This window comes from Streptomyces sp. NBC_00038 (genome assembly GCF_026343635.1).
Taxonomy (GTDB): Bacteria; Actinomycetota; Actinomycetes; order Streptomycetales; family Streptomycetaceae; genus Streptomyces.
Genome location: NZ_JAPELQ010000001.1, coordinates 8,553,649 through 8,579,769, shown reverse-complemented (window position 1 = coordinate 8,579,769; position 26,121 = coordinate 8,553,649). Strand labels below are relative to the sequence as shown.

Sequence of the window (26,121 nt, the reverse complement as noted above, 5' to 3'; positions counted from 1 at the left end):
TCAGCGCGCGGAGTCGGCGGCGAAGGTCGCCACCCAGGCGAGTGCGGAGTTCCAGTTGATGGCGATCTCGTTGGTCGAGTACGAGTAGATGTCGTCGATGTAGCAGGTGGCCGGGGCGCAGCCGACCAGGTTCTGCTGCGCGACCGGATCCTGCAGGGCCGAGTCGGGGCCGCCGGCCAGCGAACCGGGCGGGGGGCTGGGCAACTTGGGGTCGATCTGGTGGGCCCAGATCCGGTTGTGCTGGTTGTGGCTGGCCTGGGTGCCGTATCCGGTGACGAAGGACTGGTTGAGGGCGTTGCGGCCGAGGAGGTAGTCCATCGACTCCAGCGCGGCACTGCGGTAGACGCTCCGGTGGGTGATGTCGTAGGCGGTCGCGATGACCAGGGCGTTGTTCACGGTGACGCTGTTGGAGCCCCAGACGTAGGCGCCGTCGGCGGGCAGGTTGGGGTTCGGGTAGCCCTGCGACCGCTCGTCCCGTACGAACCCGTCCGCGACGGCGAGGACGCGCTTGCGGGCGGCGGCGACCATGCGGTCGGGGAAGCGGCTCGGCAGCCGGACGACGGTGAGGTCGGCCAGCGCGCCGGTGTCCCGCCAGGAGAACCCGGCCGAGGTGATCTCCGTGTCGACGCGGGACAGGTAGGCCCGGTCGTGCGTGGTGGCGTAGAGCTCGGTGGCGGCCCACGAGAACTCGTCGGTCACGTCCGTGTCGGCGTACGCTCCGCCGCCGACGCTGTCACTGCTCGGGGCGTACACGTCGGGGTGGGCGAGCGCGGCCTTCCAGGCGGTCTCTGCCGCGGTCAGGCACTTGCGGGCGAAGGCCGCGTCGTGGCGGGCCCACACCCGGGCGCACTGGGCGCCCGCGGCGGCCAGGTTGAGGGTGGCGGCCGTGGACGGCGCGTGCAGGTAGCGGGGTTGGGAGTCCTTGTCGGGCTGGGTGGGCAGGGCGGACCAGGCCAGGTCGTGGATCTTGTGGTGGGCCATGCCGGCCAGCGGTTCACCCGCGGGCACCTGCATGCTCAGCAGGAACTCGGTCTCCCAGCGGGACTCGTCGAGTACGTCAGGGACGCCGTTGTCGTTCTCCGGGATGCTCAGCAGGCCGTCACGCAGCCCCGCCAAGTCGCCCTGGCCGCGGGAGCGTTCGTAGGAGTCCATCAACTGCCAGGCGGCGAGCGCCCCGTTGACGACGTACTTGCCCTGGTCACCGGCGTCGTACCAGCCGCCCCGGACGTCCAGCGAGTAGTCGCAGGTGCCGGGCAGGCAGGGCACGTCCGTGTCGCCCTTGTTCGGTGCCACGCCGAGGTGTCCGGCGGGCCGGGCGTAGGCGTCGCCGGCGTACTGGGCCTCGATGGGGGTGCCGCTGCGGACGGCGTAGAAGTAGGCGAGCGAGTCCTTGCGAAGGGCCTTGTACGGGTTGTCCGCGATGGCGAACGGATAGCTCGTCGCCCCGTCGACCGCGAGCGTGTATCCCGTCCCGGCCGTACGGACCGAGCTGAAGTCGGCGATGTGCACATGGTCGCCGGACGCGGCGTCCGTGCCCTGGACGTGGGTGAGTCCGCTCTTCACGACCGCGCCCGAGGAGTCGAGCAGGCGCCAACTCACGGGCGTCGCCGAGGCGTCGACGATGGACGCCTTCTTGGGGCCGTGGACCGCGTAGCCGTACTGGTTCGCCCGCACCGGGGAGCCGAAGTCGCGACCGCCGCCCGGGGGTATCGCACCGCCGGTGAGGGAGACGTCGTCGAGGCACAGCGTGAACGGCTGGGTGGCGCCGCCCTGTTGGAACAGCAGCTGGGCGTGCAGTCCTGCGGTCGTGGACGTGCCGGTGAACTGGAAGGACTTGGGCGTGCTGGTGACGGCGGCGGCCTTGTTCAGAGTGGCCGGAGCGGTGGGCAGCTGAACCACGGCGCGGATGGACACGTCCCGGGTGGCGGAGGCGGTGAAGCGCAGCGTGTACGGCTGACCGGCCTCCAGTGGGATGTCGTTCTGGCCGATCATGGAGTCCCATACGTTGACGGTCCCCGCGGGGACGTCGGCGCACAGACGGCCCAGACTGACGGCGGACGGCGTGTTGGAGCTGCTCCACCAGGGGCTCTTCACGCTGTCGAAGGTGCCGTTGAGCACCCGTTCGTATGCCGCTTCCGCTTCCACGGTGTGCGCGGGCGTCGCGGCCAGGGCGACGGTGAGGACGGGTGCGAGGAAGACTGCACCCCATCTGGCTCTGTGGGACATACCGGGCCCTTCTCGGTGGCAGGGTTCCCGGTCGGTGCGGCGTCAGTGCCAGATGTTCGGCTGGGCCACCGCGGCTGTCAAGTCTTCACGCACATAAGACTTTTCTGCGTCCGAAGACTTCACAGACTGAACGCGCCACTTCTAGGCTGCGACTGTAAGCGCTTCCAGTTTTGCCTGGAAGTCTCACATAGACACCGGCCGGGCTGCGGCGTCAACCCAGCTCAGCAGTGATGTACGAGTCAAGGACCAGAGCATTCCGATTGTCACCGCTCTCGGAATGTCCACCGGCGGAGGTTCAACTCAGTGAGCATGTTCGATCCCGGCTTCCTGTGGGGCGCCGCCACCTCGAGCTATCAGATCGAGGGCGCGGTCACCGAGGCCGGCCGGGGCCCCTCCATCTGGGACACCTTCGCGGCCACCCCGGGCGCCATCCAGGGCGGCGACACCGGAGCCGTCGCGGCCGACCACTACCACCGCTTCCCCGAGGACATCGCGCTGATGGCCGAACTCGGCCTGCGCGCCTACCGCTTCTCCCTCGCCTGGCCCCGGATCCAGCCCACCGGCTCCGGGCCGGCCGACCAGCGCGGCCTCGACTTCTACCGCCGCCTGACCGACACCCTCCTCGACCACGGCATCCAGCCCTGGCCCACCCTCTACCACTGGGACCTGCCCCAGCCACTGGAGGACCAGGGCGGCTGGCCGGTCCGGGACACCGCCGAGCGGTTCGCCGAGTACGCCGCCCTGGTCCACGAGGCGTTGGGCGACCGCATCACCCACTGGACCACCCTCAACGAGCCGTGGTGCTCGGCCTTCCTCGGCTACGCCACGGGGCGCCACGCCCCCGGCCGCCGCGAACCCGCCGCCGCCGTACGCGCCGCCCACCACCTCCTCCTCGGGCACGGCCTGGCGACGGAGGCGATACGGGGCGACGCCCACGTCGGCATCACCCTCAACCTCACCCATGTCTCCCCGCTCAGCACCGCGCCCGCCGACCTGGACGCGGCCCGCCGCATCGACGGCATGCAGAACCGCCTCTTCCTCGACCCCCTGCTGCGCGCCGCCTACCCCGACGATGTACTCGACGACCTCCACGAGGTCACCGCCTTCGGGCACGTCCACGACGGCGACCTGAAGACGATCGGGGCTCCACTCGACCACCTCGGCATCAACTACTACGCACCGATGCTGGTCGCCGGCGGCTCGACGCCGACCCAATCCGCCTATGTGGGCTCGCCGTTGGTCCGTATCGCCGACGGCGGCCGGCCGAGGACCGCGATGGGCTGGGAGATCGACGAGAGGGGACTCCTGGATCTCCTCCTGCGCCTCAAGGACGACTACCCCGCCGTACCCCTGTACATCACGGAGAACGGTGCCGCCTTCGACGACGTGGTGCGGCACGGCGAGGTGCACGACGCGGACCGCATCGCCTACCTGGACGGCCATCTCCGCTCCTGCGCACAGGCGATCGGCCATGGCGTTCCACTCAAGGGCTACTTCGTCTGGTCGTTCCTCGACAACTTCGAGTGGTCCTTCGGCTACCGGCCCCGCTTCGGCATCGTGCACGTCGACTACGCGACCCAGCGCCGCACGCCCAAGGGCAGTGCCCGCTGGTATGCCGAGGTCATCAGGCGCGGCGGCCCCTGACGCGGTCCGCGCTTACAGTGCTGCCATCCGATAGTGCCCATCCCATCCTTACGAACAGGAGCAGCCCCACATGACGAGACGGCCACCGACGCTGGACGAGGTGGCGCTGCGCGCCGGAGTGTCCGTCGGAACGGTCTCGCGTGTGATCAACAACCGGCAGCACGTCAGCACGAAGGCGCGGCAAGCGGTCGAGAGCGCCGTGGCGGAGCTGGGCTATGTACCCAACGTGGCGGCCCGTTCGCTCGCCTCGCAGCGCCGCGGCGCGGTGGTCCTCGCGATCTCCAGCGACGACCCCGCACTGTTCGCCAACCTCTTCTTCGCCGAGGTGATCACCGGCGTGAACGCGGTCATCGAGGAGACGGACCTCGAACTGCTGCTGGTCCTGGCCGCCTCCGAACGTGGCCGGGCCCGGCTGGCCCGCATCCTCAAGTCCCGGGGCGCGGACGGCGTCATGCTGCTGGCCCTGCGCGAGAACGATCCGCTGGCGAAGGTGGCCGAGGCGGGGGGCGTCCCCGTCGTGCACGGAGGCCGCCCGCTGGAGCGGGCCCCGCGCTGGTACGTGGACGCCGACAACCGGGGCGGGGCCCGCCAGGCCGTGGAGTACCTGATCTCCACGGGCCGCCGCGCCATCGCCACCGTCACCGGCCCGCAGGACATGCACGCGGGCGTCTCCCGCTACCTGGGCTTCCGCGAGGCGGTCGCCCTGGCCGGCCTGAAGGACCACCGCGTGGCCCACGCCGACTTCAGCGAGGCGGGCGGCGCCGCGGCGACCGCCCGTCTGCTCGACGAACACCCGGACCTGGACGCGGTGTTCGTCGCCTCGGACGTCATGGCGGCCGGCGCCCTGCGCGTCCTGCGCGAACGCGGCCGCGCCGTCCCCGAGGACGTCGCGGTCGTCGGCTTCAACGACATCCTCACGGCCCGGCACACCCAGCCGGCCCTGACGACGATCCACCAGCCCATCGTGGCCCTCGGCCGCGAGATGACCCGCATGCTGGTGCGCGTGCTGGGCGGCGAGGAGCCGACGCCCCTCATCCTGCCGACGGAGCTGGTGATCAGGGGTTCCGCGTAGCGCGGTCGGCCGAGCTGTTGGAGGGCACGACCGAGCTCCGCGATCCCCGCGGGCGCGGCGCCGTCCGACCCATGGACGTCACCGCCGGGGTCCACGCCTGACGTTCGCCGATGTGCCCTCGCGCCCGTCGCGCCGCTGTGGCCCGCGCTCGAAGCTTGAAGGCCGGAGGCCCTCCGTCGCCCGGCCCGCTTCAAGAGTTGTAGGAAATCCTGTCGCACATATTGCTGACAGTGTTGCCGCGCGGTTACGTTTCCAGACACGCGAACACGGCTCACAGCGCTCGTGGCACACGTCCCGCCGCAGCGTCAGCAGCCGGCACAGCCGCATACGCACGTACCCGCAGACCGTTCCGCCGCGCCGACCGGTGCCTGTCCCAATCAGTGGTTCTCCGCAGCCGCGCCGCCCCCACACCCACCACCGGTCGCCGACGTGGCCTTCTCATCGGAGGCGAGCGTGATCAGACGTGCCCTGAAACAGCGAGTGGCCGCATGGACGGCGGCCCTCGTCGTACCGGCCATGGTCCTCGGGACCTCGGCCCTCACCGCGGATTCCGCGGGCACGGCGGACCGGGACCGCTCGGCCCCGGTCGTCCGCACCGACAGCGGCCTCGTCCAAGGCGTCGCGACAGCCCGGGCCGACCAGTTCCTCGGCCTCCCCTACGCCGCACCGCCCCTGCGCGAGCTGCGGTTCGCGCCGCCGGCCACGCCCGCCACCTGGACCGGCGTACATCGGGCGGACCAGCAGTCCCCCGCCTGTGTCCAGTTCGAGCCGACGGGCATCCGCGAGGAGCAGGCCGTCAGCGAGGACTGTCTCTACCTGGACGTATACCGTCCGGCCCAGGTGTCCAGGAACGCCGAGCTGCCCGTCATGGTGTGGTTCCATGGCGGCGGCCACACCCAGGGCACCGGTGTCATCTACGGCGGCAGCACCATGGCCGCGAGGACCGGGACCATCGTCATCTCGGTCAACTACCGTCTGGGCGCGCTCGGTTTCCTCGCCCATCCGGCCCTCAGCGAGGTCACGCCGGGCGGGTCAGGCAACTACGGGCGCATGGACCAGCTCGCCTCGCTGGAGTGGGTCCGCGACAACATCGCGCGCTTCGGCGGCGATCCGGAGAACGTGACCGTCTACGGCCAGTCCGCGGGCGGCAGCGCCGTCTGCGACCTGATGGCGATGCCCTCCGCGCGCGGCCTGTTCGACAGGGCGATCGTGCAGAGCTCGGTCTGCACGAGCACCCGGACAACGCTGGCGGCCGGCGAGCGCAGCGGCGTCGAGTTCGCCCGGTCCGTGGGCTGCACCGATCCGGCCACCGTGGTGACCTGCCTGCGCAAGGCGTGGCCGGGGAAGCTGGTCGCCAACCAGGCCAACTACCTCGGCTCCTCCAAGGTGGGCGGCGCGCTCCTCCCCAAGTCCTTCAAGGAAGCCTTCGACGACGGCACTTGGAACGCCGTTCCGCTCCTGACCGGCAACACCCGCTCCGAGAACCGCCTCACCTCGACCGCGCTCGCGGGGATCACCGCCCAGGGCTATCAGGACCTGGTCCGCGAGACGTACGGCGAACGGGCCGACCGCGTCCTGGAGTTGTACCCGCTCAGCGGCTTCAAGAGCCCCTACGACGCCATCACCCAGGTCCAGACGGACGCACAACGCGCCTGCCCCAACTCCCAGATGGCCCAGACCGTGGCGGCCGGGGACCGGACTCCGGTCTACCGCTACGAGTTCAACGACCCGACCTCGCCCACGCTGTACGGATTCCGCATCCCCGGCGAGGACATGTCCAACGCACACAGCGCGGAACTCGCCTACCTCTTCGACTTCACTCTGGGCGAGAAGCCCCTCACCGCGCGGCAGGAGCGGCTCTCGGACCAGATGATGCGCTACTGGGGCGCGTTCGCGCACGACGGCGATCCGAACGTCAACGGCGCCCCCTCCTGGCCGCGCTACGACGCGACCGCGCAGAAGGTGCTGCAGCTCCGCACCGCCGGAGCGAGCCAGGTGATCACCACGTACGCGGCGGACCACCACTGCGACTTCTGGCTCGGCTGACGCCGGCCCGGAAACCCCCCTCCCCTCATTACCCATCCCCTTCACCCTCAACAGGAAGCAGGGATCGATGAGCCGCAGGAGAATCAACACGAGAATCGGTGCGGCCCTGGCCTTCGCGGGCCTGCTGGGCCTCGGCCTCATGAACCCGCTGTCGACCGGCGCTTCGGCACAGAGCTCCGATCGCCCCACCTCCACCGTCGTGGACACCACGAACGGCAAGGTCAAGGGCGGCAGCCGGACCAATTACGACGAGTGGCTCGGCATCCCGTACGCCGCGTCCCCGACAGCCGCCCAGCGGTGGACCGCCCCGAAGCCGGCGGCGAAGTGGAAGGGCGTACGGGACGCCACCGAGTTCAGCGACCGCTGCGCCCAGCCCTCCGGCTGGGATCCCGGCTACGAGAATCCGACCACCACCGAGGACTGTCTCTCCCTCAACGTCTATGTGCCCGAGGGCACGAAGGGCCGCCTCCCGGTCCTCGTCTGGATCCACGGTGGCGGCTACTTCGGCGGAGCCGGGCAGGACACCGACCCGCGCAAGTTCGTCGAGCAGACGGGCTCGGTCGTCGTCACCGTCAACTACCGGCTCGGCCCGCTCGGCTTCCTCAACCTGCCCGAGCTGCGCACGGAGAGCGCCAACGGGGCCGGAAACTACGGGTTGTTGGACCAGCAGGCGGCACTGCGCTGGGTGCAGTCCAACATCACGAACTTCGGCGGCAACCCGAAGAACGTCACGATCGCGGGCCAGTCCGCCGGCGCCAGTTCGGTCTGCGCCCAGCTCGCCTCGCCCACCGCCAAGGGCCTGTTCGCCCGCGCGGGCATCATGAGCGGCAGTTGCGGCATGCAGTCCGCCGCGGCCGGTGAGACGCAGAGCCGGGCCTTCGTCAAGGAGATCGGCTGCTCCACCGCCTCCGACGTCCTCGCCTGCCTGCGCACCAAGCCCGCCTCCGCGATCGTCGCCGCCCAGCAGAAGGCGGCCGTACGGCCCTCGCTCGGCGGCGCCGCCTTCCCGACCGACCCGGCGGTCGCCGTAGGGACCGGGAAGTTCAACCGCGTCCCGGTCGTGCTCGGCCAGACCAACAGCGAGCGCGGCCTGTTCACCTTCCAGGACTACGACTACCTCGGCAAGCCGATGACCGCCGCCCAGTACGAGACACGGGTCCGGGGCGCCTACGGCGCCAACGCCGACAAGGTGCTCGCCGAATATCCGCCCAGCGCCTACAAGACGCCCGGCGAGGCGTGGACATCGGCGCAGAACGACTCCACCTCGTACACCCGCCAACAGCTGATGGACACGCTGTCGCGCTGGACGCCCACCTACGCCTACGAGTTCGCCGAGAGCGACACCCCGCACTTCACCTCGGTCTTCCTGATCCAGCAGAAGAGCGAGACCGCGCGGAACTTCCCGTTCGGCGGCGCCGTCCACGTCGACGACCTCGGCTACCTCTGGGAGTACCTCGGCCAGACCATGCCGTACGACGACGACCAGCTCGAACTGTCCGCGCAGATGATCCGCTACTGGGGCCACTTCGCCGCGAACGGCGACCCGAACGGCCCCCGAACCCCGGCCTGGCCGAAGTACAGCACCAGGACCGGCGCCCTGATGTCGCTCTCCGCCTGCGACACCGCGCCGTCGAGCGGCGCGTCCCCGGCGGCCTGCTCCAAGGCCTCCACACGGTTCGACGAGGAGCACAACCTCGACTTCTGGCAGAGCCTCACGCCCTGACGGTCCGCGCACACCGGCGCTCCCGCTCCCCGCGTCCCCGCGGCCGGGAGCGCCGGCTGTGCACCCCCAACTCCCGTCGGAGATCACCATGTTCAAGTCCCTGGTACACAGTCGCGCCCGAATCCCGAACGGGCGTGGCCTTTCAGGAAACAGCCACCCACTCCGGAAGCCACCCGGGTCCCCACTCCGCGGAATCGCTCTCACCGCCGCTCTGCTGCTCGGGGCCACCGGCGCCCTCGTGGGCCAGGGCTCCTCAGCGGCGAGCGGCGACACCGGGCAGGTCGTCCGGACCGCGAACGGCGCCGTCAGGGGCGTACTCGATGGCGGTCACCGGGTCTTCAACGGCATCCCCTACGCCGAACCCCCCGTCGGAGAGCTGCGCTGGAAGCCTCCCCGGCCCGCCTCTCCATGGTCGGGAGTCCGCTCGGCGGCCAAGCCGGCGGCCGACTGCGTACAGACTGCCGTGGCCTGGCGCCCGGCCGCCGCGAGCACCGACGAGGACTGCCTCTCCCTGAACGTGTGGGCGCCGAAGAAGGCGAGCAAGGGCACCTCGCGCCCGGTCGCCGTCTGGTTCCACGGCGGCGGGTCGGTCAACGGCGCCGGACGCGACTTCGAGCCCGTCTCCATGGCCGAGCAGGGCGATCTGCTCGTCGTCACCGTCAACTACCGCCTTGGCGCCCTCGGTTACCTCACCCTGCCCGAACTGGACGAGGCCGGTGGCGCGGGCGCGTCCGGCAACTACGGCCTGCTCGACCAGATCGAGGCCCTGCGCTGGGTCGAGCGGAACATCGCCGACTTCGGCGGCGACCCCGGCCAGGTCATGATCGCGGGGCAGTCCGCCGGAGCCGGCGGTGTCTGTGCGCTCCTCGCCTCCCCCGAGGCCGCGGGGCTGTTCACCAGCGCGGTCATCCAGAGCAGCACCTGCGGCGTCACGTCCCGCGAGACGGCGCAGAAGAACAACGCGGCCTTCGTGACCGCGCTGGGCTGCGATGCGCGGAGCGCGCCCGCAACCGTGGCCTGTCTGCGCGGCAAGCCGCCCTCCGACATCATCAACGCCCAGCGCAACACGGGCTCTTGGGGCCGGGTGATCCAGGAGGGCGTCCTGCCGGTGACCGCTCAGGAGGCCTTCAGGTCCGGCGACTTCAACCGGGTCCCGGTGCTGGTCGGCGGCACCGCGCACGAGGACCGGGCCTTTGTCTACGAACAGAACGACCTCGTCAGCCAGCCCGTCACCGAAGCCGCCCATGCCGCCGCGGTGCGCGCCCAGTTCGGCACGAAGGCAGACGCGATCCTGGCCCGCTACCCGGTGTCGGCCTACGAGTCGCCGGGTGCCGCCCTCGCGCAGGTCCAGACGGACGGGCCGCGCGTGTGCTCCGGTGTCCTGCCCAACGCGGCGGCACTCACCAGGACCGTACCGACGTACGTGTACGAGTTCCGGGACGAGACCGCGCCCCTGCGTCCCTACGAACTCGTGCCGTCCTCCTTCTCCCTGGCCACGCAGCACTCCGCCGAGCTGCCCTACCTGTGGGGAGCGAACACGGCGACGCCGCTCAGCGCGAAGCAGCGGCAGCTCTCGCACGACATGATCGCCTACTGGGCGGAGTTCGCCCGCACGGGCTCGCTCGCTCCCAAGGGGCTGCCGGCCGTGCCGCGTTACAGCGCCGCGGCTCCCCGCGAGGTCGCGTTCGACAGCGGAGGGCCACGGGTGGTCGACGACATGGCCGTGAAGCACCAGTGCGCCTTCTGGGCCACGCTGTCCTGACGCCGCTCCGGTTCGGGTGGTGCCCCGCCGGCACCACCCGAACCGGCCGCCTCACCCCGTACGCCCCACCACATGCCACGTCGACGGCAGTTCGATCCGGGTCCCGTCCGCCGTGTACTCCGTGGTGATGAGCGGGAGTTCACCGCTCGCGAGCACCGTCAGACCGGCCGCGCCCAGGTACACCGGCACCGCCGCGTCCGCGACCTCGCCGGGGACGATCCCGTGTGCCAGGACGGGCCGCAGCTTGGGCGGCGGTCCCTCGGGGCCCTGTGCGAGGGCCATCAGGATGGGGCGTGCGTTCTCCGACAGCTCGACCAGGAAGCCCCGGCCGCGCTCCCCGAGCAGGGTCGCGATGCCGTCGACGAGGTCCTGCCGGTCGTCGGCCTCGCACTGGTGGAGCACGCCCCGCATATAGACGTTGGTGTCGCCGAGTTCCGCGTGCAGCGCCTCGACCTCGCTCTTTTCGGCGGAGTCGAGGAGCCGGTAGTCGGCCGTGCCCTCGGGGTCCGCGCGGCGGGCGTGGTCCAGTGCGGCGGACGAGATGTCGGCGCCGACCACGTGGGTGAACCGTTCGGCGAGGAACCGGGTCTGTGTGCCGTTGCCGCAGCCCAGGTCCACCAACGGCACTTCGAAGTCCACGAGGCGCGGTTCGAAGAGGGCGAGATGGAGGCCGGCGGTCAGCACCGGTTCGGCGTCCCAGAAGACGGCCCCCTGCCGGCCGGGGGCTTCGCGCCAGAAGCCCTCCCAGGCATCCTTGTACCGACTCGTCACGCTCATGCCCAACTCCCCAGGATGCGACGCCGGCCCGCCGGAGACGACGGGCCAGCTCGGTCTATCGCGCCATGGTTACGGCCACAAGCGCGTGGCGCATACCTTCACGCTCATTCGACATGCGCACGCCGGTGCACGCCCCGCACGCCGCACCGCACTCCCCCGCGCCCGCGCGGCTAACGGCGTCGCGGCAGCGTCAGTTCGAACCACACGGTCTTGCCCGCGCTCGTCCGGCTCGTCCCCCACTCGCGGGCCAGCCTGCTGACGACGCGCAGACCGCGCCCGAACTCGTCGTCGGGGCCCGCGCTGAGCAGGGTCGGCAGCGTGTGGTCGTCGTCGTCCACCTCGCACAGCAGTGTCTCGCCGCGCACCAGGCGCAGCACGATGCGCCGGCTGCGGGCATGCCGTACGGCGTTGGTGACCAGCTCGTCTGCCAACAGCGCGGCCGGGTCGGCGAGCGCGGTCAGGCCCCACACGTGGAGCTGCTCGCGGACCACGGCGCGTGCCCGGCCCGCCTCGATCGGGTCGAGCGCGAGCCGCCATTCGGCGACGTCCTCGGGTTCGATGCCGTTGAGCCGGGCCATCAGCAGGGCCACGTCGTCCTTGCGGCCGCCGCGGGTGTTGAGCGCGCGGATGATGGTGTCGCAGGCGTCGTCCATGGAGGCGGCCGGGTGGGCGGCGGACTCGCAGAGCGTGGCGAGGCCGACGCCGATGTCCTCACCGCGTACTTCGACCAGTCCGTCGGTGCACATCACGAGCCGGTCGCCGGGCGCCACCGGCACGCGTACCGCCTCGAAGGGCACTCCGCCGACTCCGATGGGCGCGCCCGTCGGCAGGTCGAGCAGGTCGCTGTGGCCATTCTCCGCGCGGACGATGACGGGCGGGATGTGGCCTGCGTTGGCGATGTGCAGCTCGCCGGCGATGGGGTCGTAGACCGCGTACAGGCAGGTCGCGAGGTAGTTGTCGCCGAGCCGCTGGGCCAGGTCGTCGAGGTTGCGCAGGAGCTGGGCGGGCGGCAGGTCGAGGGCCGCCATGGTCTGGACGGCGGTGCGCAACTGCCCCATCATCGCAGCCGAGTTGAGGCCGTGGCCCATCACGTCGCCGACGACCAGGGCGGTCCGGGAGCCGGGCAGTTTCACGGAGTCGAACCAGTCTCCGCCGACCCGGCCCAGGAGCGTGCCGGGCAGGTAGCGGGTCGCGATGTCGCAGCCGGCCATACGGGGCGCGATGTGCGGCAGCATGCTGTCCTGGAGGGTCTCGGCGACGCTCTCCTGGTACGTGTACATGCGCGCGTTGTCGAGCACGAGCCCCGCGCGGGCGGCCAGTTCGGCGCCCGTCACCCGGTCCATGTCGTTGAACTCGACCCGCTCGGGGTGGCGCAGCAGGATCATGAAGCCGAGGACCACATTGCGGGCCTTCAGGGGGACGACCAGCATGGAGCGGTGGGTGATGAGCGGCCTGATGTCGCGCTTCTCGAACTGCGAGGCGATCATGTGCCCCATCTGTTCGCTGATGCGCGGCACGAGGACGGGCTCACCGGTGGTCATGCACTGGAAGAACGGCGTGTGCGCGGGAAAGGGCATGGCCTCGCCGACGGGCACGACGTCGTCCCAGCGGCCCGGCTCGTCGGTGTGCTCCAGCGCCACGCGGTGCCACATGGTGGTCGTGTCGGGCACGCCTTCGGGGAACCCCTCACCGGCGACGACCTGTTCGCGCAGGTAGGTGCCCGCCACATCGGTGAAGCGCGGCACGACGGCACGGCTGACCTCGAGGATGGTCTGCGACAGGTCGAGCGAGGTGCCTATGCGCCCGCTGACTTCGTTGAGGAACTCCAGGCGCTCGCGTACGGCGACGTATTCGAGGTCCTCGCCCTCGTCCTGGACGTCCCTCGGCAACGGTCCGCCGGTGGCCACCGCCCGGGCCGCCCGTTCGCGGCGCGCCTTGCGCTCGGCGCGCCGGGGCACGCCCCAGTCGGGGGTGACGGGCACCCGGTCGTTCTGGCTGAACTCCAGGACGGGATAGCCCAGTTCGAGGATCTGCGCGACGATCCGGGCGCCCTCGCCGACGCTCATGCTGGGCAGGATCTCGGGCAGCCTCCGGGCCAGCTGTTCGGCGCCGGGGAAGTCGGTGTGAAGGGCGAAGCCGGGCGCCATGCGCTCGACGGCCACTTCTTCGTCCTCGTGGCGCATCGCGCCGGCGTCGGCGGCCAGCACCAGCAGCCGTTCCTGCCCTGGGCCCACGAGGGGATAGGCCCACCACAGGACATCGACCCGGTCCCGGCCGGTCACGGTGAGCCGGGCGCGCCCCGCGGCCGGGTAGGAGAGCCGCCCGTCGAGGGAGGACTCCAGGTCGGGGCCGAGTCCGTCGTAGGCCGCGTACGCGCCGTAGGGCGCGGTCTCGTCGTCTTCGGGGAGCGCGCCGGACACCGGGAGGAGATCGACCGCGGGGCGGCCCACCGCTTCCTCCTTGGAGGCGCCGAACAGGCGCCTGGCACCGGTGCTCCAGTGCGACACCAGCCCGCCGCGGTCCACTACCACCACGGCCAGGGGGATACGTCCGGCGGCGGCGTGCTCCACCGCGCCGTTCCCAGCTCCGCGGCTGGGAGTTGCGCCCGCTTCGGTGCCACGGTCCATGGCCCAGGCCCTCTCTCCCCACGGCTCCGCAAGATCTGTGCCGCCACTACTACCGTACGGCGCCGGCCGGTTCCGATGTGTGGCAATACGGGAATTGAACTCACGGGTAGGCTCCGGCGCGTTGCGGGACAGGCAATGCCCGGAGCGCTCAGTCCTCGTGTCCCAGTTGCAGGTCGCGCTCCGTCCTGCCGCCCCCGGCCACCTGGAGCACCGTGGCCACCGGCGGATAGCCGGCCGCGATGACGGTGTACTCGCCGGAGGACAGATCCACGAAACGGAACGTTCCGTCGGCGCCGGTGGTGAGCGTGTCCACCACGTTGCCGGCGGCGTCGAGGAGTGTCACGCGCGCGTCCTCGACCGGGCGTCCGCCGCCGGCCCGGACGGTGCCGCGCAGCACGGCGCCACCGGCGAGTTCCACGTCCTGGCGGGTTTCGCGGGCGGCCTGGACGGTGACGGGGAGCGCGGCGGGGCGGAAGGCGGGCGCGCTGGCGGCGAGGGTGTACTCGCCCGCGACCAACTCCGTGATGACATAGCCCCCTTCGCGTCCGCTTCGGGTGGTGGCGACCACCTCCCCGTGGACGTTGGTGAGCGTGACGATGGCCTCGCGCACAGGGGTGCCGTCCGCCGTCAGCACGCTCCCGGCGAGGCGCCCCGCACCGCCGAGCACGACGTCGAGCTCCACCGGGCGTTCGCCGACGGTCACCGAGACGGCCTGCGGCTGATGGCCTCCGGCCGCGGCGATCAGGACGTACGACCCCGATCCCGGCGTGGACAGCGCGTACCGCCCGTCCTCGCCGCTGGCGCCCCGCCCGATCTGCTGTCCCGCGACGTCGATGAGGGTGAGCGCGGCGCGCGGTACGACGGTGCCGTCGGGGTGCTGCACCGTGCCGCAGACGGGGATCCCGGCGGCGTACGACGTGCGGGCGTGCGGGATCCGGGTGAGCGGTTCGGACTCGGCGTCGGTGGCGGGGGCGTTGTGGGACACCAGAGGTTTCTCCTTGAGGAAGAAGGCGATGAGCAGGCCGAGGACGAGTACCGGCACGAGGTAGAGGAAGATCCGCGGCATGGCTTCCGCGTACGCCCCGATGTAGTCGTCGCGCAGGGCGGCCGGCATCGCGTGCACGAGCTGCGGGGTGAGGGACTCGGAGTCCGGAACTCCGGTGCCCCCGTGCGCGGGGAGGCGGTCGGCGAGTTCGTCGGCGAGCCGGTTGGCGAACAGCGTCCCGAAGATGGCCGCTCCGACGCTGCCGCCGATCTGCCGGAAGTAGTTGTTGGCGCTGGTCGCGGTGCCGAGGTCGGCCGGGCGCACGGAGTTCTGCACGGCGAGGATCAGCACCGGCATCACCATGCCGATTCCCGCGCCGAGGACCGCCATCCAGATGCTGTAGTGCAGCCGGGGCGTGTCGACTTCGAGCCGGGAGAGCAGCCACATGCCGAGGACCGAGAGGGCGCCGCCGAGGATCGGATGGACCTTGTAGCGCCCGGTCCTGCTGATGAGCTGCCCGGAGATGATCGAGGCGCCGACGATGCCGCCCATCATGGGGAGCATCAGGAGCCCGGACTCGGTGGCCGAGGCCCCGTCCACCATCTGCAGGAACGTGGGCAGATAGCTGGCGGCGCCGAACAGGGCGACGCCGACGACCAGGCCCACCAGCGCGGTGATGTTGAAGACGCCGTCCCTGAACAGCCGCAGGGGGATGAGGGGTTCGGCGGCGAAGTGCTCGGCGACGAGGAAGAGGACCGTCGCGGCGAGCGCGCCCGCGCCGAGCCCGAGGATGACCCGGGAGTCCCACGCGTACTCGGTGCCGCCCCAACTGGTCAGCAGGACAAGGCAGGTCGACGCGGCGGCGAGCAGCAGCGCCCCCAGCACGTCGAGGCGCGCGCGGGCGGTGGGCTTCGGCAGTTTCAGCACGGCGGTGACGACCGCCAGGGTGAGCAGGCCGAAGGGCACGTTGATGTAGAAGCACCACCTCCAGGAGAGGTGGTCCGTGAAATAGCCCCCGAGGAGAGGGCCGGCGACGGAGGCGAGGCCGAACGCGGCGCCGATCAGGCCCATGAAGCGGCCGCGTTCACGCGGCGGGACGATGTCGGCGATGATCGCCTGCACGCCGATCATGAGGCCGCCCGCGCCGACGCCCTGGAGTGCGCGGAAGGCGATCAGCTGGTCCATGGTGCGCGACCAGCCGGCCAGCGCGGAGCCGATGACGAAGACGACGATCGCGAACTGGAAGACGCCCTTGCGGCCGAAGAGGTCGCCGAGCTTGCCGTAGATCGGGAGCCCAACGGTGGAGGTGAGCAGATAGGCGGTGATCGCCCAGGACATCTTGTCCAGGCCGTGCAGCTCTCCGACGATCTTCGGGAGCGCGGTGGCCACGATCATCTGCTCAAGTGCCGCGAGCAGCAGCGCGAGCATGAGCCCGAAGAAGACCAACCGCACCTGGCGCGGCCCCAGTTGGGCGGCCCGGGTGGCCTGCGGCTCAGGGTTCTGCGGGGGTGCGGCAGCCGGTTCGTCCTTCACCAGAGTGATCCCGCCCACGTACCGCTCCCCTCGTCGCACCTACCCGCACAATTCCCGCTTACGCGACAACTGCAGGCAAGCACGACGAGTTACGGCGTAACGGCACGCCACGAAGAGATCCACTCGAAACGGTGAGGGTGACAACACGCCCTGGAGAGTTGCCTCTTGGACCGTGCACCTCACCAAGTCGCCCTTGGGGCTACTTCTCCACCTCGGTGGCGAGATTGGCGAGCACCAGGTCGTAGATCCGGCCGAGGCCCTTGGGCGCGAAGGTCTTCTCGAAGAAGCCGCCGATGCCGCCCGCCCCGTTCCAGACGGTGGTGACGACGGCGCGCGACTTGCCCTCGCCGGCGGGGGTGACACGCCAGGTGGTGACCATCGAGGAGTTGCGGTCCTTCTCGACGAGCTCGCCGTCGGTGGGCTCGCTCACCTCGAGCAGGCAGTCACGGATGCGCTTGCTGGTGGCCTGGAGCTTCCAGTGAACGAGGGTGCCCTCGCCGTCGCCGCCCTCGCGCACCTCGTACTCGCTGAAGTGCTCGGGCAGCAGCTTCGCGCGGGTGCCGGTGTAGTCGGCCAGGGCGTCGAACACCGCCTCCGCGTCCGCCGCGATGACCCGTTCAGTCGTGGCCTCGACCTGCGCCATTGCACTTCCTCCAGCACTTGGTTTCTCGGGGTGTGCGGCCACCCAACCACCCCCCGGGCGGGCCGCCCAAATCGGGGTCCTCACAGGGTGCCGCGCGGGACACGGAATAGGAGGTCGCACGATCAAGGGAACATGTGTTCTATTCTGTGGTCAGTGCTACCGAGGAGGCGTCATGCGCTGGGAGAACCTCACAGCGGACCCCGCAGGGAATCCCGCCCGGGACGCCGCGCTGTTCGGCGCGGACGCGGTGACCACCCGTACCTTCGACACCCCGGAGTTCCGGGGCATCACCTTCCACGAGATCCGGGCCAAGTCGATCGTGAACCGGGTGCCGGGGGCCTCCCGCATGCCCTTCGAGTGGACGGTGAACCCCTATCGGGGCTGCACGCACGCGTGTGTGTACTGCTTCGCCCGCAAGACGCACAGCTATCTGGACCTCGACACGGGCCTCGACTTCGACTCCCAGATCGTGGTGAAGGTCAACGCGCCCGACCTGCTGCGCCGCCAGCTCGGCTCACGCCGCTGGCACGGCGAGCACATCGCGATGGGCACCAACGTCGACTGCTACCAACGGGCGGAGGGCCGCTACCAGCTGATGCCCGGCATCATCTCGGCCCTGCGCGACCACGCGAACCCCTTCTCCATCCTCACCAAGGGCACGCTGATCCTGCGCGACCTCGACCTCCTGAAGCAGGCCTCCGAGGTCACCGATGTGGGGATCTCCGTCTCCGTGGGCTTCACCGACAGCCGGCTGTGGCGCACAGTCGAGCCGGGCACGCCCGCGCCGGAGCGCCGCCTGGAGGCGGTACGCACCCTGACGGACCACGGCATCGGCTGCGGGGTCCTGATGGCCCCCGTGATCCCCTTCCTGGGTGACGACCCGGCCCAACTGCGCGCCACGGTAAGGGCGATCGCGGCCTCCGGCGCCACCTCCGTGACCCCGCTCGTGCTCCATCTGCGACCCGGTGCGCGCGAGTGGTTCATGGCCTGGCTGGCGCACTACCACCCGCATCTCGTACGCCGTTACGAGCGGCTGTACGCGGAGGGCTCCTACGCCCCGAAGTGGTACCAGCGCCGGATCACCCGTCAGGTGCACGAGCTGGCCCAGGAGTACGGCATCGGCCCCTCGCGCGCGGGGATGCCGCGCAGGATCACGGCACCCGAACCCGCGGTACCGGAACCGGCACAGCAAGCGACTCAGCTCACGCTCCTGTGATCACGGACCTCTCCAGGGCATCCGAGCGCATCCCGCGACCCAATCGGGTCAAGTCTCGCCAGAACGGGTTCTTACGGACCCCCTCTCCGGGACGATGCGGCGAAGGCCGTGGCGTGCACGGCTCACAATCCTCCGTCCCTGGGAGGTTTCATGACGAAACGCGCAGCTGCTCTGTGCGGTGCTGTCGCGGTGGTGGCCGGGATGATCACATCGGTCCCCGCAGACGCGAGCGCCGGCGCCGCGACCGCACCGCGCACCGCCCGGACCGCGAAGCTCACCTGGAAGACGTGCGCCACCAGCGCCTACCCGACGCTCCAATGCGCGTCCCTGCAGGTGCCGCTCGACCACTCGAACCCGTACAGCGAGCGGATCACTCTGGCCCTCTCGCGCGTCCCGCACACCGCGAAGAAGTACCAGGGTCCACTGCTGGTGAACCCGGGCGGCCCCGGCGCGAGCGGGCTCACCCTCGCCGGATACGTCGCCTCCGCACTGCCCAAGGCGGTGGCGGCGCAGTACGACGTGATCGGCTTCGACCCGCGCGGTGTCGGTGCGAGCAAGCCCGCCCTGAACTGCAAGCCGGGGTACTTCAACCCGGGGCGCCCGGACACCGTGCCCAGCACCCCGGCGATCGAGAAGGCCAACCTCACGCGAGCCGAGTCGTTCGCGAAGGCCTGCGGCACCAAGTACGCGAAGCTTCTGCCGTACATCGACACGGTGAGCTCGGTGCAGGACATGGACGCGATCCGGCACGCGCTCGGCGCCGAGCAGATCAACTACTTCGGGTACTCGTACGGCACCTACCTCGGGGCCGTCTACGCCAAGCTCCACCCGGACCGCGTACGGCGCCTGGTCCTGGACTCCATCGTCGACCCCACCGGTGTCTGGTACGGCGACAACCTCATGCAGGACTTCGCCTTCGACGACCGGCACCGGGCCTTCCTGTCCTGGGTCGCCAAGCACAACACCGCGTACAAGCTCGGCACCGACCCCGCGAAGATCGAGGCCAAGTGGTACGCGATGCGGGCGGCGCTCGCCAAGAAGCCCGCGGGCAAGAAGGTGGGCGCCTCCCAGGTGGAGGACACGTTCACTCCCGGCGGCTACTACAACGGCTACTGGCCCTATCTCGCCGAGGCGTTCGCGGCCTACGTGAACGACAAGAACGCGGTCCCGCTGGTCAGGGCGTACGACAAATTCGCGGCCGTCGACGCCGCCGGTGACAACGGCTACAGCGTCTACGCCTCGGTGCAGTGCCGTGACGCGCCCTGGCCGCGGGACTGGAACCGGTGGCGCGAGGACAACTCGGCGGTGTACGAGAAGGCTCCGTTCATGGCCTGGAGCAACGCCTGGTACAACGCGCCGTGCGCGTTCTGGCCGACGGACTCGCTGCGGCCGGTGGACGTCGCCAACGACGCCATCCCACCTGCACTGCTCTTCCAGGCCACGAACGACGCGGCCACCCCGTACGAGGGCGGCGTCACCGTCCACGGCCTGCTGCGCGGCTCCAGCCTGGTGGTCGAGCAGGGCGGCGGGAACCACGGCATCTCGCTGAGCGGCAACGCCTGCCTGGACAAGCACCTGGCGGCGTACCTGACCGACGGCAAGGTGCCGCGCAGCGGCGGTGAGGTCGACGCGGTGTGCAAGAAGCTCCCCGACCCGAAGCCGCTGGGCAAGAAGGCCGCCTCCACCGCGTCGCGCGGCTCGACCCTGCACGGCCTGCTCGGTTTCCGGGGCTGAACACCGCCTGAGCAGCGGCCCGTCGGGGGCGTTGTCGGACCCATGGTCCACCATGGACGCATGAGCGATCCGACTCCCCTTCCCGCCCCCGACGGGCCGGCCCGCCTCGGCTTCCGAGGCGTACGCGGTGATGGGCGCGTGAGTGACCTCCGGATCCGCGAGATGACCCTCGACGACTGCCCCCGCGTCTCCGAGATCCGCATCCGCGGCTGGCAGACCGCGTACAAGGGGCTGATACCTCAGTCGTATCTCGACGCGCTCAGCGTGGCGGAGGACGCGGCGCGGCGACGCGAGCGCTTCGGGCGGGGCGGCACCGAGATCGTGAACCTGGTCGCCGAGCGGGACGGCGAGGTGGTCGGCTGGGTCTGCCACGGGCCGTACCGCGACGGTGAAGTCCGTACCAAGGCAGTCGAGTTGTACGCGATCTATGTGCATCCCGACCGGGTCGGGGAAGGGGTGGGACAGGCGCTGCTGAGTGAGTCGGTCGACCGGTGTGCCGCCGCCGGGTACGAGCGGATTCTGCTGTGGGTGCTCAAGGGGAACATCCCGGCCCGCCGTTTCTACGAGCGGGCCGGGTTCACCCCCGACGGCGCCGAGGAGCCTTTCGACGTGGACGGTGTCGCGGTGCCCGAGGTGCGTTATGTCCGCGCGGTCTCCGGCGTGGAGAGCGACTGACTCAAGGGCCTACGCCTTCGGCAGCCGCGCCAGCGCCCGCACCGCCGCCTCCGCGAGCGCCGGATGCGCCAGCGCCTCCGTCAGGACCGGTTTCGCGCGTACGTCCCCGAGCGCGCCGAGCCCCTCCACGCAGGCTAGGGCGACCGCGCGGTGCGGATCGTGCGGGCGCAGCCTGCGTTCCAGGGTGGTGATCAGCGCGGGCACGGCCTCTGGGGCGCGCAGCTCCGCCAGCAGGCGTACCGGATGCAGGGCGTAGGCGACGCGCAGTTCGTTGGTGGCGAGTGCGGCCGCCGCGCGGGCGGTGCGGGGATCGCCGAGCCGGGCCAGGGCGCAGGCGGCGGACGCGCAGCGCTGCGGTTCCCGGTGGTTGAGCAGCAGGACGAGCGCCTCGAAGGCCCGCCGGTCCCCGGCGGCCCCGAGCCGGAAGGCGACCAACTCCCGTGCCCACAGCGGCTGTCCGGGCTCGGTCAGCGCCGCCGCCAGCTCGTCGGCGTCCTCGGTCGCCATGAGACGGCCGTACGCCGCCGAAGCCCCGGACTCGCTCCGTAAACGCTCCGTGAGTGATCGCAACTCTTCGTCCATGACGCCGAGACTAGAGAAACCCCTGAGGTGCGGGGACGTACATCACAAACTCGGGGGCTGGCGCGCTCGTTACTGGCGGGTTAAGCTCAGACGAGCGAGTTACCCACTCGCCTTTTGCTTGCGGTGGCCTGGTGACGCAGCCGCCGTGAGAGCAGTCGGTTCGGTACTTCAGGTACCTCAGTACGACATGGCTCCGGGACAGAGCCGGTCGGCTTCACGTTCTCTGGACGCTTCGCCCAGGAACGGCACCGGGCGTGTGCGCTCGTCAGCCCGGCATCACCCGCAAGAACTTCCGCACGGTGTGCGCCTGTCGGCGTACCCGCGTGCGCTCCTCAGTCGTCACCCTCTCCCTGGAGTCCCGCGATGGCCACTCCCCTTTCCGACACCTCTCCGTCCCCCCTGAAGACCGTCGCCGTCATCGGCCTCGGCACGATGGGCACCGGCATCGCCGAGGTTCTGGCACGCGCCGGCCGCGAAGTCATCGGCATCGACATCAGCGAGGCCCAGGCCGCCCAGGCGGTCACGGCGCTCGAAGCCTCCACCGCCCGCGCCGTGCGCCGCGAGCGCCTCACCGAGCAGCAGCGCGAGGACGTCCTCTCCCGCTTCCGTACGTTCACCGATCTCGCGGCCGCGGCCGACGCGGACCTGGTCATCGAGGTGACCCCGGAGTCGTACGACATCAAGCAGCAGGTCTTCCGCGCGCTCGACGACATCGTGCGTCCGGAGACGATCCTCGCCACCGGCACGAACGCCCTGTCCGTGACGCGCCTCGCCGCCGACTCGGCCCGACCCGAGCGCGTCCTCGGCCTGCACTTCTTCAACCCGGCGCCCGCGATGAAGCTCGTCGAGGTCGTCTCCTCGGTGCTGACCGCACCGACGGCCGTCGCCGCGGTCACCGACCTGGCCGTCGAACTCGGCAAGGAGCCCGTCGCGGTCGGCGACCGCCCCGGCTTCGTCGCCGACGGGCTGCTGTTCGGCTATCTCAACCAGGCCGCCGCGATGTACGAGGCGAGGTACGCCTCCCGCGAGGACATCGACGCGGCGATGAAGCTCGGCTGCGGGCTGCCGATGGGACCGCTGGCACTGCTCGACCTGATCGGCGTCGACACGGCGCGGACGGTCCTGGAGGCCATGTACGCCGAGTCGCACGACCGTCTGCACGCCCCCGCGCCCATCCTCAAGCAGCTCAGCGAGGCGGGCCTGACCGGCAGGAAGTCGGGGCGCGGCTTCTACACGTACGAGGCCTCCGGCAGCGCGAGTGTCGTGCGGGACGCCCTGACCCCGCTCGAAGGCGCCGCCCCGGCGCCCGGCCGCACCGTCCGCTCCGTCGGTGTCGCCGGCTCCGGCACGATGGCGTCCGGCATCGCCGAGGTCTTCGCGAAGGCCGGGTACGAGGTCGTCCTCGCCGCCCGCAGCGAGGAGAAGGCGCAGGCCGCCAAGGCCCGTATCGGCAAGTCGCTTTCGCGGTCTGTCGACAAGGGCCGGATGACGGCCGAAGCTGCGGCTCAGACCCTGGACCGGATCACCCCGGCGGGCTCCTACGACGCCTTCGAGGACGTCGATCTCGCCCTGGAGGCGGTCGCCGAGGACCTGGAGATCAAGCAGCAGCTGTTCGCGACCTTCGACAAGGTCTGCAAGCCCGGCGCGATCCTCGCCACCACCACCTCCTCGCTGCCCGTCGTCGCCTGCGCCCGCGCCACCTCGCGCCCGCAGGACGTGATCGGTATGCACTTCTTCAACCCGGCCCCGGCGATGAAGCTCGTCGAGGTCGTGCGGACGGTCCTGACCGAGGACGATGTGCACGCCACCGTGCGCGAGGTCTGCGCGAAGATCCGCAAGCACCCGGTGGACTGCGGGGACCGGGCCGGCTTCATCGTGAACGCGCTGCTGTTCCCGTACCTGAACAACGCGATCAAGATGGTCCAGGAGCACTACGCGACGCTCGACGACATCGACGCCGCGATGAAGCTCGGCGGCGGTTACCCCATGGGCCCCTTCGAGCTCCTGGACGTCGTCGGCCTCGATGTCTCGCTGGCCATCGAGAAGGTCCTGCACCGCGAGTTCCGCGACCCGGGGCTCGCTCCGGCGCCGCTCCTGGAGCATCTGGTGGCCGCGGGCTGCCTCGGCCGCAAGACGGGCCGCGGCTTCCGCGAATATGCCCGCCGCTGAGCGACCGGGCGACTGGTTCGCAGACAGCGCCCACTGGGGCGGCCTGCTCGACCCGGCCGGAAACCCCCCGCCCACGGAGGGCGGGGGGATCCCCGGACATGCGCACTCCCCTGCACAGATGCAGTACGTTCGGGTCATGTCCCAGCCCGCCAAGTCCTCACGTACACCAGCCACGCCCGACGCGCCGGAGAGTGCCGCGGGCAGTCGCGCGGCGGCCCAGCGGCTCAAGATGCGTCGCGAGCTGGCGGCCGCGGCCATGGAACTGTTCGCGACCAAGGGGTACGAGGCGACCACCGTCGACGAGATCGCCGCCCAGGCCGGGGTGGCCCGTCGCACCTTCTTCCGGCACTTCCGTTCCAAGGAAGAGGCGATCTTCCCGGACCACGACGACACCCTGATCCGGGCCGAGGCGGTGCTGAACGCGGCTCCCGCGCACGAGCACCCGCTCGACACGGTGTGCCGTGGCATCAAGGAAGTCATGAGGATGTACGCGGCCCAGCCCGAGATCTCCGTCTCGCGCTACAAGCTCACGCGCGAGGTGCCGACGCTGCGCGAGGCCGAGATCGCCTCCGTGGCGCGCTACGAGCGGCTGTTCACCCGCTATCTGCTGGGCCACTTCGACGAGCACGCGCACGACGACGACGCCAACGACGACCCGCTGCTCGCGGAGGTCGCCGCGTCCGCGGTCGTCACGGCACACAACCACGTGCTGCGGCGCTGGCTGCGGGCCGGGGGCCAGGGAGACGTCGAAACCCAGCTCGACCACGCCTTCTCGATCGTCCGCAAGACCTTCGGGACCGGGATCGGCGCCGGGCGCGAGGTCGCGTCGCAGGCGGCACCGGCTTCCTCCTTCACGGAGGGGGACGTTCTGGTGACGGTCGCCCGGGTCGATGCTCCGCTCGACCAGGTCATGCGAACCATCGAGCAGGCTCTCCGCGACCGGTCGTAACGACTTCCCTCACTGAACCGCGGCTTCGCCGCTTGTCCTCAATCGCCGGACGGGCTTGACATGGCTCGTCCGGCGTTTTCATGCCGTTTTCGACCCCACCTGATCGATCATCGCTCAGTTGTTACGTAAAGATTTCACCTGAGCGCAACTTCTGGCACTCCGTGCCTTGTCACGTGACACGCCGTGCCATACCTTGAAGGAGTCCGGGCGGCCGGCGTGCAGAGACCTTTCGTACGTCGGCTGTCCCCGCAAGCCAATGGCGAGCGCGCCCGGACGCCTGCGTCACAGGCAACCTCCTGCGCCGACCCAGCGCTGCCACAGCTTCACCTCCGCCGAACCGACGGCACACCCCTCACCCCAGCAGCACCGACGTAACCCTCAGCGTCTCCCCTCAAGACGCCAGTCGCCGGAGGCAACACCGTGAAGGAAATCCTGGACGCGATTCAGTCGGGGACGGCAACGGCCGCCGACTTCGCCGCTCTGCCGCTCCCCGAGTCGTACCGCGCGATCACCGTGCACAAGGACGAGACGGAGATGTTCGCCGGCCTCGCCACCCGCGACAAGGACCCCCGTAAGTCGATCCACCTGGACGACGTGCCGGTCCCCGAGCTCGGCCCGGGCGAGGCCCTGGTGGCTGTCATGGCCTCCTCGGTCAACTACAACTCGGTGTGGACCTCGATCTTCGAGCCGATGGCGACCTTCGGGTTCCTGGAGCGCTACGGCAGGCTCAGCGAGCTCACCAAGCGGCACGACCTGCCGTACCACATCATCGGCTCCGACCTGGCGGGCGTCGTGCTGCGCACCGGCCCCGGCGTGAACGCCTGGCAGCCCGGCGACGAGGTCGTCGCGCACTGTCTGTCCGTCGAGCTGGAGTCGTCCGACGGCCACAACGACACGATGCTCGACCCCGAGCAGCGCATCTGGGGCTTCGAGACCAACTTCGGCGGGCTCGCCGAGATCGCGCTCGTCAAGTCCAACCAGCTGATGCCGAAGCCGGACCACCTCAGCTGGGAGGAGGCCGCAGCTCCGGGCCTGGTGAACTCCACCGCGTACCGCCAGCTGGTCTCCCGCAACGGCGCCGGCATGAAGCAGGGCGACAACGTCCTGATCTGGGGCGCGAGCGGCGGACTGGGCTCGTACGCCACGCAGTTCGCGCTGGCCGGCGGCGCCAACCCCATCTGTGTCGTCTCCAGCCCGCAGAAGGCGGACATCTGCCGCGCGATGGGCGCCGAGGCGATCATCGACCGCAACGCCGAGGGCTACAAGTTCTGGAAGGACGAGCACAACCAGGACCCCAAGGAGTGGAAGCGCTTCGGGAAGCGGATCCGCGAGCTGACCGGTGGCGAGGACGTCGACATCGTCTTCGAGCACCCGGGGCGTGAGACCTTCGGCGCGAGCGTCTACGTCACCCGCAAGGGCGGCACCATCGTCACCTGCGCCTCGACCTCCGGGTACAACCACGAGTACGACAACCGCTACCTGTGGATGTCCCTGAAGAAGATCGTCGGCTCGCACTTCGCGAACTACCGCGAGGCCTGGGAGGCCAACCGGCTCGTCGCCAAGGGCAAGATCCACCCGACGCTCTCCCGGGTGTACTCCCTGGAGGAGACCGGGCAGGCCGCCTACGACGTGCACCGCAACCTGCATCAGGGCAAGGTCGGCGTGCTCGCCCTCGCCCCGCGCGAGGGCCTGGGCGTCCGCGACGAGGAGAAGCGCGCCCAGCACATCGACGCCATCAACCGCTTCCGGAACATCTGA

At 70.5% G+C, this 26,121-nt stretch carries 17 protein-coding genes; 11 read left to right on the top strand and 6 right to left on the bottom strand.

From position 1 onward, the window contains the following. The gene (locus tag OG219_RS38560) at positions 1–2,226 is read right to left on the bottom strand and encodes a glycoside hydrolase family 9 protein (protein ID WP_266834584.1); all 2,226 of its coding nucleotides are present in this window, start codon (positions 2,224–2,226) and stop codon (positions 1–3) included. Between the two features lie 309 nt (positions 2,227–2,535). Here OG219_RS38560 and OG219_RS38555 point away from each other — a divergent pair, with 309 nt between their 5' ends. The 5 genes from OG219_RS38555 to OG219_RS38535 all read left to right on the top strand — a co-directional run bounded on the left by OG219_RS38555 (position 2,536) and on the right by OG219_RS38535 (position 10,473). Then, positions 2,536–3,870: a GH1 family beta-glucosidase gene (locus OG219_RS38555; protein WP_266836379.1), complete on the top strand. Its 1,335-nt coding sequence runs from the start codon at positions 2,536–2,538 to the stop codon at positions 3,868–3,870. A 70-nt stretch (positions 3,871–3,940) separates the two neighbouring features. After that, positions 3,941–4,942 (top strand): LacI family DNA-binding transcriptional regulator, encoded by a 1,002-nt coding sequence (locus OG219_RS38550; protein ID WP_266834582.1) that lies wholly within the window; start codon positions 3,941–3,943, stop codon positions 4,940–4,942. Between the two features lie 453 nt (positions 4,943–5,395). Continuing rightward, a complete protein-coding gene (locus tag OG219_RS38545; protein WP_266834580.1) occupies positions 5,396–6,988 on the top strand; it encodes a carboxylesterase/lipase family protein in 1,593 nt (530 codons plus the stop codon). Between the two features lie 67 nt (positions 6,989–7,055). Continuing rightward, the gene (locus OG219_RS38540; RefSeq protein ID WP_266834578.1) at positions 7,056–8,711 is read left to right on the top strand and encodes a carboxylesterase/lipase family protein; all 1,656 of its coding nucleotides are present in this window, start codon (positions 7,056–7,058) and stop codon (positions 8,709–8,711) included. A 238-nt stretch (positions 8,712–8,949) separates the two neighbouring features. Beyond that, positions 8,950–10,473: a carboxylesterase/lipase family protein gene (locus OG219_RS38535; RefSeq protein ID WP_266834576.1), complete on the top strand. Its 1,524-nt coding sequence runs from the start codon at positions 8,950–8,952 to the stop codon at positions 10,471–10,473. Positions 10,474–10,524: 51 nt separating this feature from the next. Here OG219_RS38535 and OG219_RS38530 read toward each other — a convergent pair whose 3' ends face one another. The 4 genes from OG219_RS38530 to OG219_RS38515 all read right to left on the bottom strand — a co-directional run bounded on the left by OG219_RS38530 (position 10,525) and on the right by OG219_RS38515 (position 17,038). Beyond that, on the bottom strand, positions 10,525–11,250 hold the full coding sequence (locus OG219_RS38530; RefSeq protein WP_266834574.1) for a class I SAM-dependent methyltransferase: 726 nt from the start codon (positions 11,248–11,250) through the stop codon (positions 10,525–10,527). Between the two features lie 170 nt (positions 11,251–11,420). After that, positions 11,421–13,877 carry a SpoIIE family protein phosphatase gene (locus tag OG219_RS38525; RefSeq protein ID WP_266834572.1) on the bottom strand — a complete coding sequence of 819 codons (2,457 nt, stop codon included), beginning with the start codon at positions 13,875–13,877 and terminating at the stop codon, positions 11,421–11,423. 148 nt (positions 13,878–14,025) lie between these two features. After that, positions 14,026–16,413 (bottom strand): MFS transporter, encoded by a 2,388-nt coding sequence (locus tag OG219_RS38520; protein ID WP_266834570.1) that lies wholly within the window; start codon positions 16,411–16,413, stop codon positions 14,026–14,028. 181 nt (positions 16,414–16,594) lie between these two features. Further along, positions 16,595–17,038, bottom strand: coding sequence for an SRPBCC family protein (locus OG219_RS38515; protein WP_266834568.1), 444 nt, complete (start codon positions 17,036–17,038; stop codon positions 16,595–16,597). 172 nt (positions 17,039–17,210) lie between these two features. Here OG219_RS38515 and OG219_RS38510 point away from each other — a divergent pair, with 172 nt between their 5' ends. From OG219_RS38510 to OG219_RS38500, 3 genes are all read left to right on the top strand, one after another. Beyond that, entirely contained in the window at positions 17,211–18,254 is a 1,044-nt protein-coding gene (locus tag OG219_RS38510) for an Rv2578c family radical SAM protein (RefSeq protein ID WP_266834566.1), read from the top strand. A 150-nt stretch (positions 18,255–18,404) separates the two neighbouring features. Further along, complete coding sequence (locus OG219_RS38505; RefSeq protein WP_266834564.1) at positions 18,405–19,988, top strand: alpha/beta hydrolase; 1,584 nt, start codon at positions 18,405–18,407, stop codon at positions 19,986–19,988. 162 nt (positions 19,989–20,150) lie between these two features. Then, on the top strand, positions 20,151–20,663 hold the full coding sequence (locus OG219_RS38500; protein WP_266836378.1) for a GNAT family N-acetyltransferase: 513 nt from the start codon (positions 20,151–20,153) through the stop codon (positions 20,661–20,663). A 9-nt stretch (positions 20,664–20,672) separates the two neighbouring features. On the opposite strand, the gene OG219_RS38495 is transcribed toward OG219_RS38500, so the two are convergent. Next, positions 20,673–21,245 carry an adenylosuccinate lyase gene (locus OG219_RS38495; RefSeq protein ID WP_266834562.1) on the bottom strand — a complete coding sequence of 191 codons (573 nt, stop codon included), beginning with the start codon at positions 21,243–21,245 and terminating at the stop codon, positions 20,673–20,675. Between the two features lie 363 nt (positions 21,246–21,608). Here OG219_RS38495 and OG219_RS38490 point away from each other — a divergent pair, with 363 nt between their 5' ends. From OG219_RS38490 to ccrA, 3 genes are all read left to right on the top strand, one after another. Then, the gene (locus tag OG219_RS38490) at positions 21,609–23,414 is read left to right on the top strand and encodes a 3-hydroxyacyl-CoA dehydrogenase family protein (protein ID WP_266834560.1); all 1,806 of its coding nucleotides are present in this window, start codon (positions 21,609–21,611) and stop codon (positions 23,412–23,414) included. 136 nt (positions 23,415–23,550) lie between these two features. Next, positions 23,551–24,363: a TetR family transcriptional regulator gene (locus tag OG219_RS38485; protein WP_266834558.1), complete on the top strand. Its 813-nt coding sequence runs from the start codon at positions 23,551–23,553 to the stop codon at positions 24,361–24,363. 420 nt (positions 24,364–24,783) lie between these two features. Next, positions 24,784–26,121 (top strand): crotonyl-CoA carboxylase/reductase, encoded by a 1,338-nt coding sequence (gene ccrA / locus OG219_RS38480; RefSeq protein WP_266834556.1) that lies wholly within the window; start codon positions 24,784–24,786, stop codon positions 26,119–26,121.